At 61.5% G+C, this 19,204-nt stretch carries 11 protein-coding genes and 2 pseudogenes; 8 read left to right on the plus strand and 5 right to left on the minus strand.

The window, feature by feature from the left end:
* The 3 genes from pnp to alr all read right to left on the minus strand — a co-directional run.
* Positions 1 to 2,187, minus strand: a 2,187-nt coding sequence (gene pnp / locus U9R81_RS18855) for a polyribonucleotide nucleotidyltransferase (RefSeq protein ID WP_322496955.1), incomplete at its 3' end; no start/stop codon positions are given.
* A gap of 237 nt (positions 2,188 to 2,424) precedes the next feature.
* Positions 2,425 to 2,694: a 30S ribosomal protein S15 gene (gene rpsO, locus U9R81_RS18860; protein WP_066791488.1), complete on the minus strand. Its 270-nt coding sequence runs from the start codon at positions 2,692 to 2,694 to the stop codon at positions 2,425 to 2,427.
* Positions 2,695 to 3,732: 1,038 nt separating this feature from the next.
* Entirely contained in the window at positions 3,733 to 6,165 is a 2,433-nt protein-coding gene (alr, locus tag U9R81_RS18865; RefSeq protein ID WP_322496956.1) for an alanine racemase, read from the minus strand.
* 810 nt (positions 6,166 to 6,975) lie between these two features.
* Here alr and U9R81_RS18870 point away from each other — a divergent pair.
* The 4 genes from U9R81_RS18870 (at position 6,976) to U9R81_RS18885 (ending at position 11,829) form a co-directional block, all read left to right on the plus strand.
* Positions 6,976 to 7,911 carry a DMT family transporter gene (locus tag U9R81_RS18870; protein ID WP_322496957.1) on the plus strand — a complete coding sequence of 312 codons (936 nt, stop codon included), beginning with the start codon at positions 6,976 to 6,978 and terminating at the stop codon, positions 7,909 to 7,911.
* Between the two features lie 49 nt (positions 7,912 to 7,960).
* Positions 7,961 to 9,040: a dipeptide epimerase gene (locus tag U9R81_RS18875; RefSeq protein ID WP_322496958.1), complete on the plus strand. Its 1,080-nt coding sequence runs from the start codon at positions 7,961 to 7,963 to the stop codon at positions 9,038 to 9,040.
* 163 nt (positions 9,041 to 9,203) lie between these two features.
* Positions 9,204 to 9,785: an ANTAR domain-containing response regulator gene (locus U9R81_RS18880; RefSeq protein WP_322496959.1), complete on the plus strand. Its 582-nt coding sequence runs from the start codon at positions 9,204 to 9,206 to the stop codon at positions 9,783 to 9,785.
* A 916-nt stretch (positions 9,786 to 10,701) separates the two neighbouring features.
* Positions 10,702 to 11,829 (plus strand): sugar phosphate nucleotidyltransferase, encoded by a 1,128-nt coding sequence (locus U9R81_RS18885; protein WP_322496960.1) that lies wholly within the window; start codon positions 10,702 to 10,704, stop codon positions 11,827 to 11,829.
* Positions 11,830 to 11,979: 150 nt separating this feature from the next.
* Here the strand turns inward: U9R81_RS18885 and U9R81_RS18890 are convergent.
* Together U9R81_RS18890 and U9R81_RS18895 are read right to left on the minus strand one after the other, a co-directional pair.
* Positions 11,980 to 12,843 (minus strand): annotated as a pseudogene (locus tag U9R81_RS18890) (ABC transporter ATP-binding protein); the annotation flags it as partial.
* Positions 12,844 to 13,204: 361 nt separating this feature from the next.
* Entirely contained in the window at positions 13,205 to 14,260 is a 1,056-nt protein-coding gene (locus tag U9R81_RS18895) for a glycosyltransferase family 4 protein (protein WP_322496962.1), read from the minus strand.
* A gap of 888 nt (positions 14,261 to 15,148) precedes the next feature.
* Between U9R81_RS18895 and U9R81_RS18900 the strand changes: the two genes are divergently transcribed.
* The 4 genes and pseudogenes from U9R81_RS18900 to U9R81_RS18915 all read left to right on the plus strand — a co-directional run.
* Positions 15,149 to 15,937 carry an ABC transporter permease gene (locus U9R81_RS18900; RefSeq protein ID WP_322496963.1) on the plus strand — a complete coding sequence of 263 codons (789 nt, stop codon included), beginning with the start codon at positions 15,149 to 15,151 and terminating at the stop codon, positions 15,935 to 15,937.
* A 519-nt stretch (positions 15,938 to 16,456) separates the two neighbouring features.
* On the plus strand, positions 16,457 to 17,026 hold the full coding sequence (locus tag U9R81_RS18905; RefSeq protein ID WP_322496964.1) for a hypothetical protein: 570 nt from the start codon (positions 16,457 to 16,459) through the stop codon (positions 17,024 to 17,026).
* Positions 17,027 to 17,038: 12 nt separating this feature from the next.
* Positions 17,039 to 18,823 (plus strand): threonine--tRNA ligase, encoded by a 1,785-nt coding sequence (thrS, locus tag U9R81_RS18910; RefSeq protein WP_322496965.1) that lies wholly within the window; start codon positions 17,039 to 17,041, stop codon positions 18,821 to 18,823.
* Between the two features lie 159 nt (positions 18,824 to 18,982).
* Positions 18,983 to 19,204, plus strand: a pseudogene (locus U9R81_RS18915) (hypothetical protein); the annotation flags it as partial.

The raw sequence follows: 19,204 nt of genomic DNA on the forward strand, positions 1-19,204 counted from the left end.
CTCCCGCCCGCCACGCGACTCTTCGCGGGGACGGGGGCGGGGCGCAGTGCCGGTGGCCTTCCGCTCTTCCGGCGTCTCGCCGGTGAGCACCGCCCGCCGGCTGAGACTAATCTTGCCAGTGGTGCGGTCAATGTCAATCACCATCACATTGATCTCGTCACCGAGCGAGACCACATCTTCGACGTTCTCGACCCGCTTGTCGTCAAGCTCTGACACATGCACCATGCCGTCTTTGCCAGGCAAGATATTGACGAACGCGCCGAACGGCTTGATGCTCACCACTTTGCCAAGGAAGATATCGCCCACCTTGGCCTCGCGGGTCAGGCCCTCGATCATACTGATCGCCCTCTTGGCCGCCTCGCCGTCGGGCGTGGTGATAAAGACGCGACCGTCGTCTTCGATATCAATCTGGGCGCCGGTGGTATCGCAGATATTGCGGATCGTCTTGCCGCCGGGGCCGATCAGCGCGCCGATCTTCTCGACCGGAATCTGGATGGTCATAATCCGCGGCGCATAGATCGACAACTCAGGCCGCGGTGCGCTTATCACCGCATTCATCTTATCGAGAATAAAGAGCCGACCGGCGCGGGCCTGCGCAAACGCCTGCCGCATAATCTCGTAGGTAATCCCGGTGGTCTTGATATCCATCTGCAACCCGGTGACACCCTTCGCGGTGCCGGCTACCTTAAAGTCCATATCACCGAGCGCATCTTCAAGACCCTGAATATCGGTCAACACGCGCCAGCGCCCATCTTCATCGGTAATCAAGCCCATCGCCACCCCAGCCACGGGGGCCTTAATTGGCACGCCAGCATCCATCAGGCTGAGCGACGAACCGCAGACCGACGCCATCGACGACGAACCATTCGACGAGAGCACCTCAGAGACGAGCCGGATCGTGTAGGGAAACTCCTCTTCGCTCGGCAGCACCGCGTACAGCGATCGCTCAGCGAGCGCGCCGTGGCCGATGTCGCGGCGGCGCGGCGTACCGAGCCGGCGCACCTCGCCGGTGCTGAACGGCGGGAAGTTATAGTGGTGAATGTAGCGTTTAGTCGTCTCGATGCCGAGATCATCCACCTTCTGCTCATCGCCGGGCGAGCCAAGAGTAGTAATGGTCAGCACCTGCGTCTGGCCGCGGGTAAAGACGGCTGAACCGTGGACGCGCGGCACCACGCCGACCTCGATGCTGATCGGGCGAATCTCATCGAGAGCACGGCCATCAACGCGAATCCCTTCATCGAGGATCGCGTTGCGCACTTCATCCTTGAGCAGCTTCTCAAACGCCTTGCTGACCTCTTTGGTGCGGTTCGGAATCTCTTCCTCAGGCTCATCGGCAGTAAAGTGCGCGATCACCTCAGCCTTCAGCGCCTCAGTCTGCGCCTCGCGCTCCTGCTTAATCGGGCTGCGCACCGCTTGGCGTAAGCGATCACCCATCCACACGCTGATCGCCTCTTCGAGCGAGGTATCGACGACCGGCGGGGTGAAGGGGCGCTTAGGCTTGCCGCAAAGCTGCACCAACTGCTCTTGCAGATCGCAAATCTGCTTGCAAACGGCGTGGCCATCAATCACCGCCTGCAACATCTCATCTTCGGTCAACTCATGCGCGCTAGCCTCGACCATCAGCACCGCATCTTTGGTGCCGGCGACGACCAGATCGAGCCGGCTCTGCTCCATCTCGCCCATCTTGGGGTTAACGACCAACTGGCCGTTGAGATGGCCCATCTGCACCGCGCCGACCGGGCCAGCAAAAGGAATATCGCTGATCGACAACGCTGCCGAGGCGGCGATAATCGCCAGCGGGCCGGGGTCATTCTCCATATCGATCGAGAAGGTGGTGATAATCACCTGCACTTCGTTATAGAACCCCTTGGGGAAGAGGGGGCGCAGCGGGCGGTCGGTCAACCGCGAGATGAGAATCGCAGTGGTGGTGGGGCGGCCTTCGCGTTTGAAGAAATTGCCGGGAATCTTGCCCACGGCGTACATCTTCTCTTCGTAATCAACAGTGAGGGGGAAGAAATCGGTTCCTTCCCGCGCCTCTTTGGCGCAGACAACAGTGGCCAGCAGCATCGTATCGCCATACCGCGCCACCACCGCGCCATCGGCCTGTTCGGCGAAACGACCGGCTTCAAGGGTCAAAGTACGGCCGGCAATCTCCGCGCTCACGGTGTAAATCTTCCGCTCTGTCATACTTCCTTACAACTCCTGCTTAACTGAGGCGCCAGTGCGCCCCACTGAAACCATGGCGGCCGCACGACCGCGGCCGGGGCGCGGAGTTCGGCACTGGCGGATACGCGCGAGCGACTCACGCGCATGCGCCAATCCCGAACCACCGCGCCAGACGACTGCAAGCAAAGAGCGCCGGGCGGCAAATGCCGCTGGCGCCCTCGTTGACCTTAGCTTACACTGACGGTTGCCCCTATCATACTAGCGGCGCAGACCGAGGCGATTGATAACATTGCGGTAGCGTTCGCGATCCTTGGACTGCAGATAGTTGAGCAGCCGCCGCCGCCGCCCGACAAGCTTGAGCAGACCGCGCCGCGAGTGATGGTCGTGGATATGGACGCGCAAATGCTCGATCAACTGGTTGATCCGCTCGGTCAAGAGCGCGACCTGAACTTCGGGCGAACCGGTATCAGTCTCGTGGATCTGATAGCCGTTGATAATTTGCGACTTTTCCTCTTTTTCAAGCGCCACGAGCAGTTCCTCCTCGTGTAATCGCGCGCGGGCCGGCGCAGCCCGGCGTTCCTAATATAAGCGCCGTCATTATAACATAGATCGTTGCGTTTTGCCAACTTATGTCGCGCACGCGAGAGCATCTCCGCAGCAGATGAGGTAACCGCCCGCCACACCGGTTGCGCGGCGGTATGATAGTATCCGCGCTCAGGAACTGGCCACGCAAGATTTTACCGCAGAGAACGCGGAGGAAGCAGAGGGGAAAGCCCCCATCCTCCGCGGTGAGTCGTGTGCTGGTTAACCGCCCCCCGCGCGCCACGCTGATTGCGCGATGAGGTCGCTGGGCCACAGGGTCAACGCCTGCACGCCGGGGGCGATGGTATCCGCGCTCAGGAACCGGCCAAGGGTAGGGTTTTACCGCAGAAAGCGCAGGGGTGAAACCCACTCTCCGCTTCCCCGGCGTTCCCTGCGGTGAGTCATGCACTGACCAACCACGCTATCCGCACCATATGACATCGCAAACCATCGCAACCGGAATCAGATCGGGAAACGACGGTGGTAATTGCTGCTGGCCCATAAGTTCATCTATCGGGGGTGATGGGGGAGGATTGCTCAATGGTGGCAACGGCGGCTCAGCCCGCACCGCTGCCGGTGGCAGCAACGACACCCACAACGCCAAACAGACTAGTCCAAACCACATCCGCACCGTTCGCTGCCGCAGCATCATGGTATCCACCAAAACATAACGATCGGCAAACGCTACGGATTGCAGTGGCGAATTGGACAGCACATTCTGCCGATGAAGCAATGATTTGGGTGGCGCACATGACTATTGCAAAGACAATCCGGGTTTGTCAAGCCCCTGTTGCCCTACTAGGCATCGCTGTGGCAGTGGACACGGCTCCCCCTACCCGTCCTCAGCGGTACATCACGCGCGAGAATTATAAAAAACAGCCATAAAAAGATACAAAATACACGAATAAAAATATACATTTTGCGTTTCTTTGTGGCTATTTCTGTACCGCATGGAGTGCAGCAGTTTGACTGTCGCACTCCATATTAAATCTCACGCGGCACACGCGGCAAGATGCCAGTCAACACTTCATAGCTGATTGTACCCAGCCAGCCGGCAATTTCATCCACCCATATCGCATCATCACCCTGCCGCCCAATGATCGTCACTGCATCGCCGCGCTGCACTCCCGGAATGCCGGTGACATCAACCATGATGTAGTCCATGCAGATGCGCCCGACGATGGGGGCACGGCGACCACGAATCAGCACCTCACGCCACGGCGGCGACCGGCGGAGACCGTCGGCGTAGCCAACCGGGATGGTGGCGATGCGCGCTGGGCGCGGGGTGACGTAGACGCCGCCGTACGAGATTGGCGTGCCAGCAGGATGCGCGCGCACTTGGGCGACTTCGCTGTAGAAGCTGAGGGCCGGGCGCATGCCGGGCAAGAGTGGCGCATCTAGACTGGGGGCGAGGCCGTAGCAGGCGAGACCGGGTCGCACCATATCAAAGCGCGCGGCTGGGAAGCGTAATGTGGCGGCGCTGTTGGCCGCATGAACGATTGGCGGGCGCAAGCCGGCGCTGGTGATCTCGGTGAGGATGGCCTGAAAGCGGGCCAGTTGTTGGGTGGTTGGTGTAGGATCGGCTTCGTCGGCGCGAGCAAAGTGGGTGTAAAGACCAACTGGCTCGATGCCGGGGCGATCGCGGAGCCGGTGGAGAAACGGGCCTACTTCGGCAGGCGGCAGCCCTAGCCGGGCCATGCCGGTGTCGGCTTTGATGTGAACCCGCGCGGGCCGGCCTAATTCCGCCGCCGCAGCGCTGAGCGCCTGTGCGGTGTCGTCGTCAAAGAGTGTGATCATCAGATCAAGCCGGATCGCGTCGGCAACCTGCCACGGCGGGGTATAGCCCAAGACCAGAATCGGCGCGTTGATGCCTTGGGCACGTAACGCACGCCCTTCGCCGAGCGTCGCGACGGCCACTGACTCCGCTCCGGCAGCTAACGCCGCCCGCGCTACCCGCGCAGCGCCGTGACCATACCCATCACCTTTGAGCACGACCATCAGCGGCACGCCGGCATGGGCGCGGAGGGCGCGGACGTTATCGGCAATGGCGGACAAATCGAGATGCACCCACGTCGGGCGGCCCGGATCGCCGATCCGCACACTGCGCCATGCCGGTTCTTGTCGCACCAGCAAGCGTTCAGGTAGATGATCGACGGCGAGCAGCGGCGCGATCACCTGTTCTAGCCGTTCGCTGGCGCCGCCCGATACCAACACAAGATCGTTATTACCTCGATCGGCGGGCAGCGCTGCCCGCGCCGCGTCGTTGGTATCAACAACGTGAATGCTTGCCGCCGGATTGGCGAGGCGCGCAGCGTGGGCCATTGTCGCCGCACCGATCCCCTTGAGCACGAGGTAGTCGGCGCTCTGCGCCGCCTGCGCGCCGAGTTCGGTCAAGATCGGGGTCGGGTCAATTGCCGGCAATTCGGTTGGCGTGCCCAACACCGCAATCCGTCGCCGCGCCGGTAAAGCGGCCAGTGTTTGCAAGGCGGCCCGCATCGCCAGCGGCGTAGCATTGAAGCTATCGTCGAGGATCGTCTCTCCCTGCGCCCCCGCCACAGGCCGCAGACGTCCTGCCGGCGCTTCGAGCTGGGCCAACGCCTGCTGAATCGCCTCCGGCGCCACTCCGCACACCCGGCCCACTGCTACCGCTGCCAGCGCCGCCGCCACACCGGGAGGGCCGAGCAGCGGGGTGGTGATCGCGAGGTTGCTTTCACTACTCTGGGCAAGGAACGAGACGCCATCACGCCCGTACTCAATCGCCGTCGCTCGTAGATCAATCCCACTCGCGCCAGTGTAACGGAACGGTTCGGCGACGATGAGCAGTTGTGCGCCTTGATCTGCCAAATATGCCGCCATTGCCGGATCGGCGGCGGGCGTGATCACGGCAAGGTGGGGCGGAAACGCAGCCGCAAGCGGGGCAAGCTGCTCGCCGGCGAATTCGAGCACCGCATAGCGATCACCGTCGCGCAGGCGGGCGAGCGCAATCGGCAAGCCCAACAGCGAATTGAAATTGCGCCGGCTTTGGAAGGTAGCGGCCTGCTGGCTGAGCACAGCAGCAATCGCGCGCCGGGCGAGGGTCTTGCCGATCCCGCCGGTCACAGCGATCACAGTGGGATGCAGCGCGCGCAAGCGGGCACTGGCCCAGCGCAGCAACAACGCCTGCGGATCGGGGCAGACAATCACCGTCGCGTTGCCGGCATCGTGGGGCGGGCGGCTGCACAGCACCCCCCGCGCGCCGGCAGCAATCGCCGCCGGAATATAGTCGTGGCCATCGGCCCGCGCCGTGCGGAGAGCGATAAAACACTCGCCGGCATTGGTCAAACGCGAGTCGTAACTCCAATCGGTGAAGGTATCGGTATACGCCGGGCCGGCCAGTACGCCGCCAGCGGCGATCAGATCAGCGAGGTCAATGGGCATAGCGATCCTCCTGATGCCAACGAATGCACGTGCCAATATTACATTGCGAGCCGCCGCAGGCGGCGAAGCAATCCCCCCCGAGCACGGGAGGGATGGCTGCACGCACTCCTCCCGCTCCCCCATCTGGCATTGCGAGCCGCCGCAGGCGGCGCAGCGATCCCCTCCGAGCACGGGAGGGATGGCTGCACGCACTCCTCCCGCTCCCCCATCTGGCATTGCGAGCGGAGCGCAGCGCAGCAATCCCCCATCCCCCACGAGCACGGTGCAAGGACGAACCGAACACATGAGCGTAGCTACGATTGATGGCAGCGAAATGCACCAGTTCACCCTCACCCCCTCCCCCTCTCCCGCGTTGCGGGAGAGGGGCGATCATCATGTTCGGTTGAGTGTGTGCCTGTGCAGCAACACAGCGCCTCCCTTCGCCCGCCGCAAGGTGGGAGAAGGGCCGAGGGTGAGGGCCATCAGCCCGCGCAGCGGGCTTCGTAACCCTAGCCCTTCAGGGCCGGGGGCACTTCCCACCGGGAAGCGGTTGTTCTGAATAGATGTTACGCCCTTGAACCGAGCACGGGACGATCCCTCTCAGCCGCCGTTCCCGCTCCCCTATCTGTCATTGCGAGCCGCCGCAGGCAGCGAAGCAATCCTCCACGGGTACGGGACGATCCCTCTCAGCGTCCATTCTCGCTGAAGCAGGAGATTGCTTCGGCCGCACGCCCCCCAGCAAAGCTGGGGCACCGCCGCTCCCTCGCAATGACAGGAGGGGCCGTCTCCGCTTCGTTTATGGCTCAATCAACCTTTGCTATAATACCCGTTATGAGCAATTCATCTGCAACTGCAACCCGCGCCGGAGTCTCGTGGCTCTGGTTGGCGGTGGCCCTCTTTGCCCACACCGGCTGGGGCGCCTACCCGGTGCTAGCCCGTTATCTCCAGACCATAAGCCACTTGCCTAGTATGGCGATTCTCAGCCTCGGCAATGCGCTCGCGCTGCTGGTCTATCTCCCCTTTGCCTATCGCCACGTTGACCGCAAGGTCTGGGTGACGCCGATCATCTGGCTGTTTGCGCTGGTGGTAAGCGTGCGCGCGATGACGAACTTGACTTCGGCGCGCTTCACGCTGGCGATCTATGTGCAACTGATCACGCTGCTCACCCCGTTGATCGTCGCGCTGCTGAGCAAGCTCTTCTTCCGCGAGCGGCTGCCGCCGTTTACGCTGCCCGCTATCGCGCTCTCGATCGTTGGCTCGTTGTTGCTGATGAGCGGCGATGTTGCTAGCGGTACGATTTTGCGCTTGACGGCAAGCGATCTGCTTGGCATCGCGATCGCCTTTGTCTCGGCGTGTGCGCTGGCGCTCTATATGATACTGGTGCCGCGCGCAACCGGGGCGGGCAAGGTGCGAGCCGAAGCGATGCTGGTGATTCAACTGATCGCGCTGACGGTCACTTGCGGCGCGATGAGCGTGCTCTTGGGCGAGCCATGGCAGCGATTTGGCGAGATTGGCCCGTACGATTGGGCGGTGTTTGCCGCATTCGTGGTCTTTGTGTTGTTGGGTGCGAACCTCGGCCAGATTGTGGCCCTGCGCCAACTCGGTGCGCCGCTGGTGAGCAGCACAATGGGTTGGCGGCTGGTGAGCGCGCTGGCATTAGCTGCTCTGCTGCTCGGCGAGCAGTTGCAGAGTATCTGGCAGGTGCTAGGTGCGGTGATGGTGTTGGTGACGATTACGGTCTATCTGCGCCGGCAGTATCGGGTGTGAGGGGGAGCCACGAATTTACAAGTAGTTTTGGTGTAGCAGAGAGCAGTCTATGACGACCACCATCCGCGCTTTGTCGGTGATGCCGCTCGATATTCCGTTGCACAGTCCGTTTGGTATTGCCGGCGGCGCGCAAGACGTGGCCCGTAATCTGTTGGTAACGGTCGAACTGGCGAACGGCATCCGCGGTTACGGGGAAGCGGCCCCCTTCCCGGCGTTTAACGGCGAGACACAGGCCGGCGCGCAAGCGGCGATTGAGTCGGTGCGTTCGGCGGTAGAGGGTGCTGACGCGCGCGAATGGCGGGCCATTGCCTGCCAGTTGCGCGAGCAGATCGGCAGCTACGGCTCGGCCCGTTGCGCCATCGAGACGGCGGTGATCGATGCCCTCACCCGCCATTACGGGTTGCCGCTGTACGTCTTCTTTGGCGGCGCTAGCCATACGCTCGAGACCGATATGACCATCACCACCGGCACGGTCGAAGCGGCGGCGCTGGCCACGCTCGATATTCTCGATCGAGGCATTCGCCAGATCAAGGTCAAAATCGGCGGTAGCGAACTGAGCCACGACTTAGCCCGTATTACCGCTATTCGCGCGCTTGCTCCCGACGCGCCGTTGATTCTCGATGGCAATGGCGGTTTGACCGCCGAGGCGATGATGGAATTGCTCGGCGCGTTGCGCTTGCAGCAGATCGTGCCGGCCTTGGTTGAGCAGCCGGTGCCTGCCAGCGATTGGGCCGGCATGCGCCAACTGGTGCAGTGGGGCGGCGTTCCCATCGCCGCCGATGAGATGGCTGCCAGCGCGCTGAATGTGTTACGCATCGCTCACGAGCGAGCAGCCCATGTGATCAACATTAAATTGATGAAGACTGGTGTGATCGAGGCGCTCGAAATGGCCGCCATTGCCCGCGCTGCCGGGTTAGGGCTGATGATCGGCGGCATGGTCGAGTCGATCCTCGCCATGACCATGTCGGCCCACTTCGCCGCCGGTTTGGGCGGCTTCCGCTTCGTCGATCTCGACACGCCCTTTTTCCTTGCCGAGAACCCCTTCGAGGGCGGTTTTATACTGCGAGGCGGGACAATTGACCTCAGCCACATCACTGCCGGCCACGGAGTCGAACCGGCGAACCCGTAACGGGTACGTCTCTACAAATTTCCCCCGTCTTTCATTGTGCAATTCTGCCATAGCATTCATCGCTGCCAAAGCGTATACTTGAAGTTACATTGACACATCGCATTGATGCCACCTGCGCGTCGCACCGTTGCGGCGGCGGGTGCTTATTGTTTCGGGAGCACGCATGGCAGCGCGACTCTTGATTGCTGATGATGAATCGTTGATCCGGATACACCTGCGCGAGACGTTGCTCGCGCTCGGTTATTTGATCGTTGGTGAAGCGGCGGACGGACAGCAAGCGGTGGCAATGGCGCGCCAGATGCGGCCTGACTTGGTGTTGCTCGATTACAAAATGCCGCATCTTGATGGCTTAGAAGCGGCAACCATCTTGTGCCACGAAGGGTTGGCGCCGGTGATTCTGCTCACGGCCTCGGCGTCGCGGGAATTGGCCGAACGAGCGCGGATGGCCGGCGTCTTTGGCTATTTGACAAAACCCTTCCGCGATGCTGAGTTGATGCCGTTGATTGAGGTGACGCTGGCCCGCTGGCAGGTCTATCAAGCGCGCCGCAATGAAGTCATCGCGTTGCGTGACCGGCTCGAAACCCGTAAGGAGATTGAGCAGGCCAAGGGTGTACTGATGGATCTGCACGGTCTCAGCGAAGCGGAAGCCTTCCGCCGCATTCAGCAACTGGCGATGCGCAATCGCAAGACGATGCGCGAAGTGGCGCAGGCGATTTTGCTGACCCGCCAGTTGGCAGGTGGATAACCCTAGGGGTTAGTTTACCGCAGAGGGCGCGGAGGAGGGCAGGGGCGCAAGTGCGCTCGTATTTCTCCCTGCTAAACCCTCTACATGCCTTGCGTACTCTGCGCCTTTGCGTTTTCCCAACCGCTGCGTCTTTGCTTCCTTTGCGCCGTTGCATTGGTTTTGCCTCCACCCCCAACCCCCTCCGCCGCTGGGAGTTCAAGGGCGGACAGAACATTTGTCAGGAACCCGGCCCTGAAGAGCCGGGCTAGGGTTACGAAGCCCGCTGCGCGGGCTGATGCCCCCACCCCTTGCCCCTCCCCCGCTGGGGGAGGGGTGATGAGGCACGCAGCACGAGGCTTTACGGCATCGTACAGCGATCGACCGTTGTACTCGATCAACCCGTTCTGTCCGCCCCTCAACCCCGCTGGGGGAGCGGGCTAGGAGGGTGTCAGTTTACCGCAGCGAGCGCAGCGGACAGTGCAAGGACGGGACACCAGCGCACTTGTACCCCGTCCACCAAACCCTTTGCGTGCTTTGCGTGCTCGGTGCCTTTGCGTTTCGACCCTCTGCGCCTCTGCTTCCTCTGCGCCTTGGCATTGGTTTTGCCCCCACCCCCTTCCCCTCCCCCGCTGAGGGAGGGGTATGGCTGACTCCCTCCCCCTCCGGGGGAGGGCTGGGATGGGAGCATCAGGCACAGTGGACGCGGAGGCGGGCGGGGTACAAGCTTGCTCGTATCCCCCCACCAAACCCTCCGCGTACTTTGCGCCCTCTGCGCCTCTGCGTTTAGTTCCTCTGCGTCTTTGCTTCCTTTGCGCCGTTGCGTTTAGTTCCTTTGCGTCTTTGCTTCCTTTGCGCCTTCACCGCGATTGCGGTTTGGCAAACAATTCCACAGGTCATGGTATCCTGAGACTGGACCGATCCGTTAAGGGAGGAGACCATGCCTGCTGCTCGCCACGCAGTCATTCTCGTTGCCGGCGCCTCTACCCGCACACGGCCACTGACCGAACATCGTCCTAAGCCGTTGATCCCGCTGCTCGGCCAACCGCTGCTAGCCCATATTCTTGATGAACTAGTAGGGTTGGTGGAACGGGTGACGTTAGTGGTCGGCTATCGGGCCGATCAGATCATCGCCGCGTTTGGCGATTCGTATCGCGGGATGGCGCTACGCTACGTTCATCAGACGGTGATTAACGGTACGGCTGGCGCATTGCTAGCCGCCGAACCGATTGACGAACCGTTTTTGCTGCTTTATGGCGATAATTTGATCGACCGCGCCGATGTCATTGGGGTGAGCCAGCACCGCTATGCCGTCGCCGGGTTGCGCGTCGCCGATCCGCGTTCGTTTGGCGTGCTCGATGTGCAAGATGGGCTGGTGTACCGGATTATCGAGAAGCCGGCCAACCCGCCGGCAAATGCGCTCGCCAACCCTGGCATCTACCATTTTGACGAAGCGGTGTTTCCGTTGTTACGCCAAATCATCCCTTCGCCGCGCGGCGAACTCGAATTAACCGATTTGATCACGTTGTTGGCTAATCACCATCCGATCGTTTGCCACCTCTGTACCGGTCACTGGATTCCGGTCGGCACACCGTGGGAAGCCTTGCTGGCGGCGCGGTTTTTGCTGGCGCGGTTGGCACAATCGCAGATTGCACCTACTGCGCGGATTGACCCAGAGGCGGATATTGAGGGGGTGGTGGTGATTGGCAAGGGCGCAGTCATTGGCCCGCAAGCGAAGATCGTTGGGCCAGCCGTGATTGGCCCGCGAGTGGTGGTCGGGCCGGGGACATTGATCATCGCGTCGGCGATCGAAGCCGGAGCAACGATTGGCAGCGAGGCGATGATTGGCGGATCGGTGATCGGCAACGAGGTGATGATTGGCGCTGGCGCGATGATCAGCCATTCGTGGATCGATGACCGGGCGCAAATTGGGCCGCACGCTGTGCTTGCCGCTCGCGAAGATACTAGTGTCCAGCCGGTAGCGGTGGTTAACGGTGTGTTGACATTGACCGAAATGCGCACCCGCGGCGCGATTGTCGCCGCCGAGGAGGTGGTTGCGGCGGGGTAAGGAGGCTGTATGCGTCGTCTTTCCCCCTGTTGGCCGGACGCCGCACCGCCGGGCGGCGCTATCAGCTCGTTCCTGATCGCGCACCGCTGGCCGAACGCCGCACCGCCGGGCGGCGCTACAGGGTTACTTCATATAGCGCATACAGTGTCTTTACACCGGTTGGCCAAAGACCTCGCCAATGATCTCTTCGATCGGCGGCTCGGCGATGTTGACATCGGCCACCGGTAACTCGGCTAGTAGGCGAGCGCCGGTGCGGGTGGTGTCGTGGCGGGCAACCTTCAATTCGACCGCAAGCCCGTCGGCGCGCTGCACCTCGCCGTAGCGGGCCAATACCTCGACCGGCACCGGCTCGCTCAACACCAAATGAATGATCTTGTGCGGCGCGACCTGCTCAACCATACTTTGCAAGTTGCCATCGTAGAGCAAGCGTCCGTGGTTAATCACGATCACCCGCCGGCAGAGGGCGGTGACGTCGGCCATATAGTGGCTGGTCAACAACACTGTCGCACCGTAGCGCCGGTTGTATTCGGCGACAAACTCGCGCACGCGGGCCTGCATTGTTACATCGAGACCGATGGTCGGCTCATCGAGGAAGAGCACCTTGGGGCGATGAAGCAAGGCTGCCGCCAATTCGCACTTCATCCGCTCACCTAAACTCAACTTGCGCACCTGCTTATTGAGCAAGTCACCGAGTTCAAGTAGTTCGATCAGCTCATTGAGCGTGCGCCGGTACTCGGCAGCGGGCACCTCGAAGATCACCCGATTGACTTCAAAGGTCTCGATCGCCGGCAGATCCCACAGCAGTTGCTGCTTTTGTCCCATCACCAGCGTAATCTGCTTGAGGAACGCAGTCTGGCGATCAAACGGCGTAAACCCCAGCACCCGCACTTCGCCTGCGGTCGGATGGAGCAGACCGGCCAGCACCTTCAGCGTCGTGGTCTTGCCGGCGCCGTTGGGGCCAAGAAACCCGACCATTTCTCCGGGGGCGATGGTGAAATCAATCCCATCTACGGCCTTCACCGTCTCGTAACGCCGGCGCACGAACGCGCGCAACGAGCCGGCGAGGCCGGCCTCTTTGCGATGGACTTGGTAGTATTTGCGCAGGCCACGTACTTTAATCGACATAGGGTTCTTTCGCGCTGAACGAAGGTAAGTCTACAGCTTGCCTTCTGCTCAGATTGTACTACTCTTGATGATGATGAAAGCTGATTCCTGTATGTCATTGCGAGCCGCCGCAGGCGGCGAAGCAATCCCCCCCGAGCACGGAACGATCCCCCTCAGCGTCCGTTCCCACTTCAGCGGGAGATTGCTTCGGTCGCGCGCCACCCAGCGATGCTAGGCGCCGCCGCTCCTTCGCAATGACAGGAAAAGCCGCTCACCATCCCCGCGTCACTTCCAAAAATCGTTCTGCTATCCGCATCCAGTCGAAGCGGGCGACATACTCGCGGCCAAACGCGCCATACCGCTGGCGAAGGGCTGGATCGGCCAGCAGGGTGGTCAATGCCGCTGCCAAGGCCGGTACATCGCCGGGCGGAACCAAGAGACCCGCCTCGCCGTGGGGCGCCACTTCGGGAATCGCGGCGGCGGTAGTCGCGACGACCGGCAAACCGGCAGCCATCGCTTCAAGAAAGACGATACCAAACCCCTCTTGCACGCTGGGCAAGCAGAAGAGATCGGCACGGTAGTACCATGCCTTCACTTCATCATCGTCGGGTATCGCCCCAAGCAAGCGGCAAGCCGATCCCAAGTTCAATTCGGTGGCCAGCGCGCGCAGGTTGTTGTGTTCTGGCCCGTCGCCGATGATCACCAATTCGGCGGCGGGCAGATGTTGCCGGACATGCGCAAAAGCGCGGATCAGGTCGGCGATGCGTTTGCGCGGGTATTGGCGGGCTACGCACAGAATGGTCTGGCCGGCGCCACGCGGCGCCGGCGGCGGCCATGCCGCCAGATCGATTCCTTCCGGCACCAGCCGGATGCGCTCGGCTGGCACGCCGTAGTGGTGCTGGATGCTGCGCCGGCAATAGTCGCTGGTGGTGATGACCAACGGCGCGCGACGGGCATTGATCCGCTCTAGCCGCGAGAGCAGCCAGAGCAGGCGGCGCACATTGCCGCGCTCGTGTTGCAGCTCTTCGGCAATCACTCCTTTCACGCTGCACACATACGGTGTAGTGACGCGCCCCGCTACCAATACGCCGTCAATATCCACCCCGACGATCAAGTCGTAGGGCAATGCGCGCAGGAGGGCAGGAATGTACAGATTAAACAATAACCGGCGCAGGGTGAGGTTCGGCGGCCATGCCACCGGCGGGGCAATGCGGGCAACGTGATGGCCGTGAGCGCGGAGGGCGCGGCCCAAGCCGCCGATTGCAGCGGCGGTGCCGCTGCCTTCGGCTACCTGCTGGAGCCACGAGTCGAGAAACGCGATTCGCATGGGGTCTCCGAATGCAAGAGCGATACCGTTTCTATCATAATCCAAAGTGGGGAAGTTGTCTGGTACAATACAGCCACTGTTTGCGTTCGCCCCGCCTAACCCCCTCTCCCACCTGACGGCGGGAGAGGGGGTTAGGCGGGGTTGGCGGGAACGGCATCGTGAAGCGGGAAGCAGTAGCGCCCCGCTCCCGCTGGTGCGGGAGCGGGGACGGGGGTGAGGGTCGGATCGGGTTTACCGCCGAGAGCGCAGAGGACGCGGAGTGAATAGCCACAAAAACACAAAAGCCTCGAAAAATAAAGAGGAGACGACCAAGGGGTGGGGGTAAGCTTTTTTACTGCAGAGGACGCCGAGGGCGCAGAGGATGATCCCAATCCCCCCCCTTCGCGCTCTCGGCGTCCTTTGCGCCTTTGCGTTGTCATCCTCTGCGGCTTTGCTTGCTTTGCGGCTTTGCGTTGACGCCCTCACCCCCCAATCCCCGCTCCCGCCTCACGGCGAGAGCGAGGGAGCCGCTGGATAATGGGCAAGGTATTGCGGGAGCGGAATGCAGCAGCGCCCCTCTCCCGCGCTAGAGGGAGCGCGGCTGGAAGTGAGGGAACACTGGCGAAAGACCGGCTGCCAGCAATGGTAGTGTTGCTGATACGCGCCATTCGCGCCCTGCGGGCATGGTGCGTACACTCCTGTCATTGCGAGGGCGCGCAGCGCCCGAAGCAATCTCCCGCTTGCGCGGGACGGATGCCTGCACGGACTGAATAGAACTCCCCGCTCCCGTGTTACGGGAGCGGGGCTGGGGGTGAGGGTAAATGAGCTCATCACAAAGCCATCAACAACCTCTACGCGCATGTGTCATCCTAAAACCGCAATCGTTCTTGTACTGATAGCGACAGTCTTATGCCAGCCAAATTCGCCGTCTTGATGCGCGCGGCATGGGCCGATGCCCTCGCCTATCGCGCCCAACTGTTCATCTGGGTCATCACTGGTATGCTACCGCTGATCATGCTGGCCGTCTGGCGCACGCTAGCCGGCGATGGCGTAATCGGCGGCTATGCCAGCGATGATTTCGTCGCCTATTTTGTCGGTGCGCTCTGCATTCGCCAACTGACTGGGGTCTGGATCATCTGGGATATGGAGCGCGACATCCGCTTGGGTGAGTTGTCGCCGCACCTGTTGCGTCCGATACATCCGCTCTGGCGCTATCTGGCGATGGCACTGGCCGACAAGCCGCTGCGCCTGATTATGGTTGCACCGATCGCGCTGATCGCCGCTCTGATCGCTCCCGGCGCCATCCCCCGGCCCGATCCGCTCAGTTTGGCCGCCTTGCCGCTCGCAATGGCGCTGGCGTTTACAGTCTATTTCCTTAACCAGTGCTGCATCGGCGTGCTCAGTTTTTGGTGGACGCAAGTGCTGGCGTTGCAAGATTTTTGGTTTGGAGTTTATGCCTTCAGCAGCGGCTACCTAATCCCACTCGACCTGTTGCCGCCGCCGGTGACGGCAGTGCTGGCGTGGCTGCCGTTCCGCGCTATGCTGGCCTTTCCGCTGGAGCTGCTGTTGGGCCGGCTCGATCCGGCGGCGATTGCGTGGGGATTCGCGCACCAGATCGGGTGGGCAGTGCTGTTGGGGTTGTTGCTGCGCTGGCTGTGGCGCGAGGGGGTGTCGCGCTACAGCGCAGTGGGGGCGTAACTCGTGGACTGCGATGCTTAATAGCCACAAAAAGACCCAAAATGCGCAAAATTTCTTTTTAACATTTTGCGGCTTTTGCGTCTCTTCGTGGCTATACCTAATCGCCCGCTCGCTGGGGATAATAGCCACGAAATGACCCAAAATGCACAAAGATTTTTTGCGGCTTTTGCGTCTTTTCGCGGCTATTCCCTCCTTGACGCGCCGCCCGCTTCGCGCTACCATGTCAATCGGTTAGATAGCCAAAGCGCCGACGAGGACGAGTAACCCGGTTCCGGCCACAGGGAGGGCGCGCCGCGACTGAGAGCGCGTCTGGCGATGGTCCCGGTGAAAACCCCCTCCGAGCGGCTCCCGGAAAGCTGCGCGCTAGTATGGGAGCACGGGATTCGCCCGTTATCGCGACCAATGAGGCGTAACACCATCGTTTGGCGTTGCGTGAACACAGGGTGGAACCACGAAGCAGCTCTTCGTCCCCGTGCGGGCGGAGAGCTGTTTGAGTTATGTCGCCTGCAAGGAGTTGATATGCGTTCTTCCGCGCGCCGGTTGCCAGCGCGACGCCGTGAGGCGAGCGGGTGCATCGGCCAGTTGGCCCGGCTTGGTGTGGGGTTGCTGGTAATTGCCACACTCTACCTGCTGCTGGCCCGTCCCCAACTCAGCACTGCACTCGGTCGCGGGATCGCCGATCTACTCGCACCACCTGCTGCGACAGCCAATGCGCCGTTGCCCGACTTGATTGCGGCATTGCCTTCCGGCGAAGTAACGGTCAGCGAAGCCGAGATCAACGGCTACCTCGCCGGGATTGACGCCGTGTTGCCGGTTGAAGCCGCTAGTGTGCGGTTAGTCGCCGATCGGGCGATTGTAACAGTGCGCGCGTATGGCATGACCAGTGTGGCCAGCACTGGCCTAACGGTACGCGATGGCCGGGTGGTAGCGGTTGATCCGCAGATTGAGGGGCCGCTGGCGGCGCTGGTTTCGGCAAGTGATGTGACTGCTGCCCTCAACGAACGGCTCAATGCCGAGTTGCTCCGGCAAGGCCGCCAGATTGTCGCAGCGCGGATTGATGATGGTATGCTAACGATTGTGTTGAGGTAAAGGAGTTCAACCATGCCGGTCGATCCCAAGAACGATCTGTATTACCGTCTGCGCCATTCGTTGGCCCACGTCATGGCGCAGGCGGTGCTTGAAATCTTTCCTGACGGCAAATTGGCCATCGGGCCGCCGATTGAGAATGGCTTTTACTACGACTTTGACCTGCCCCGCCCGCTGACGCCGGAAGATTTGACCGAGATCGAACAGCGGATGAAGCGGATTATTGCCGGTAACTATCCCTTTATCTACCGCGAGGTGAGCGCCGAAGAGGCTCGCCAGCTCTTTGCCAACCAGCCCTACAAGCTCGAATTGATCGAGGGGTTGGCGAAGGGGTTGGACGAATACGGCGAGACCCATCACGGCGATACGGTCATCTCGACCTATCGCCAAGACACGTTCGAGGATCTCTGCCGCGGGCCGCACCTCAACCATACCGGCGAGATCAATCCCGCAGCGTTTAAGCTGATGAGCATCGCTGGCGCGTATTGGCGTGGCGATGAGAAGAATCGCCAGTTGCAGCGCATTTACGGCACCGGCTGGAACACTAAAGAGGAGCTGGAAGCCTATCTGCACCAGTTGGAAGAGGCGCGCAAGCGCGACCATCGCCGTCTGGGCAAGGAATTGGGCCTGTTCTTCTTCTCTGACGACATTGGCCCCGGTTTGCCCATCTTTACGCCCAAAGGCGAGATCATCCGGCACGAGATGGAGAAGTTCGTGCGCGAGGTGCAGACCCGCTACGGCTATCAGCACGTCTGGACCGGCAATGTGGTGAAGGAGCAGCTTTACCGCAAGTCGGGCCACTACGACAACTATCGCGACAGCATGTTCCCGCCGATGGTCGAGAGCGAGGATCTGGTCTTCCGGCTGAAGCCGATGAACTGCCCCAGCCACATGACCCTCTACAACCAACTTGGCGTGATTAGTTATCGCGATTTGCCGCTGCGCTTCGCCGAGTTTGCCACCCTCTACCGCTACGAAGATAGCGGCGCATTGAGCGGGCTGACGCGGGTGCGGGCCTTGACCCAAGACGATTGCCATATCTTTTGCCGGCCCGACCAGATTCAAGAGGAGTTTAGCCTTGCCCTACAAGTGATCCGTGAGGTGCTCGGCACCTACAAGTTCACCGATTACAAGGTGCGCTTGTCGCTGCGCGGCAAAGAGGGTAAGTATGTGCAAGACGATGAAAAGTGGGAACAGGCGACGGCAGCTTTGCGCGCGGCGCTGGAAGCCAATGGCGTCGAGTATTTTGAAGCCGAGGGCGAAGCGGCCTTCTACGGCCCGAAAGCCGACTTCTTGGCCCGCGATGTGTTGGGGCGCGAGTGGCAATTGAGCACGATCCAAGTCGATTTCATCCAACCGGCCCGCTTAGGCTGCGAATACATCGGCGAAGACGACAAGCCGCACACGCCGGTCGTCTTGCACCGCGCCGTTACCGGCACCACCGAGCGGTTTATGGGGGTCTTGATCGAGCACTACGGCGGCGCGTTCCCGCTCTGGCTGGCCCCGGTGCAGGCGGTCGTCATCCCGATTACCGACAAGCAGATGGAGTATGCGCGCAAGGTGCGCCAGCGTCTCTTCGCTGCCGGTTTGCGGGTAGAGCTCGACGACAATCGCGACCGCATGCAAGGGAAGATTCGGCGGGCACAGTTGCAGAAGATACCTTATATGCTTATAATCGGCGCCAGAGAGGAAGCTGCTGATGCTGTCGCCGTCCGTACCCGCGCCGGTGAAGATCTTGGCGCAATACCGGTCGATGCCTTCTTGGCCCGTGCATTGGAAGAGATCCGCACCCGTAGTTAGGTCGCAGGCATAGTGGCGATAGCGAAAAAGCGAGAGATTCATCCCTCTCCCCGCAAGCGGGGAGAGGGATGACGTGGGGAGCGAGCGATGCGCAAGTGGTTGAGAGCACCCGCTTCACCGACAGGTTCTACCCATTCTGATAAGTTGAGGAGCACGCCGATGACCGTTGAGAACGACGCGATCGCCGAGGTCGCGCGCCGCTTCGCCGAGTCGATCCATGCCGAACGCGCCGCCACGCTTGAGGCGTTGGCCGCCGAGCGCGAAGCCGCCCAACGCCTCTTGGCTGCGTTGCGCCGCGAACATGAACGCCAAACTGCTTCGGCCACCGGCGCGTTTATCGCCGGGTTGCTCATCGGCGCTGCCGTCGGGGTCGCAGCGGTA

The organism is Chloroflexus sp., assembly GCF_034435895.1.
GTDB lineage: Bacteria > Chloroflexota > Chloroflexia > Chloroflexales > Chloroflexaceae > Chloroflexus.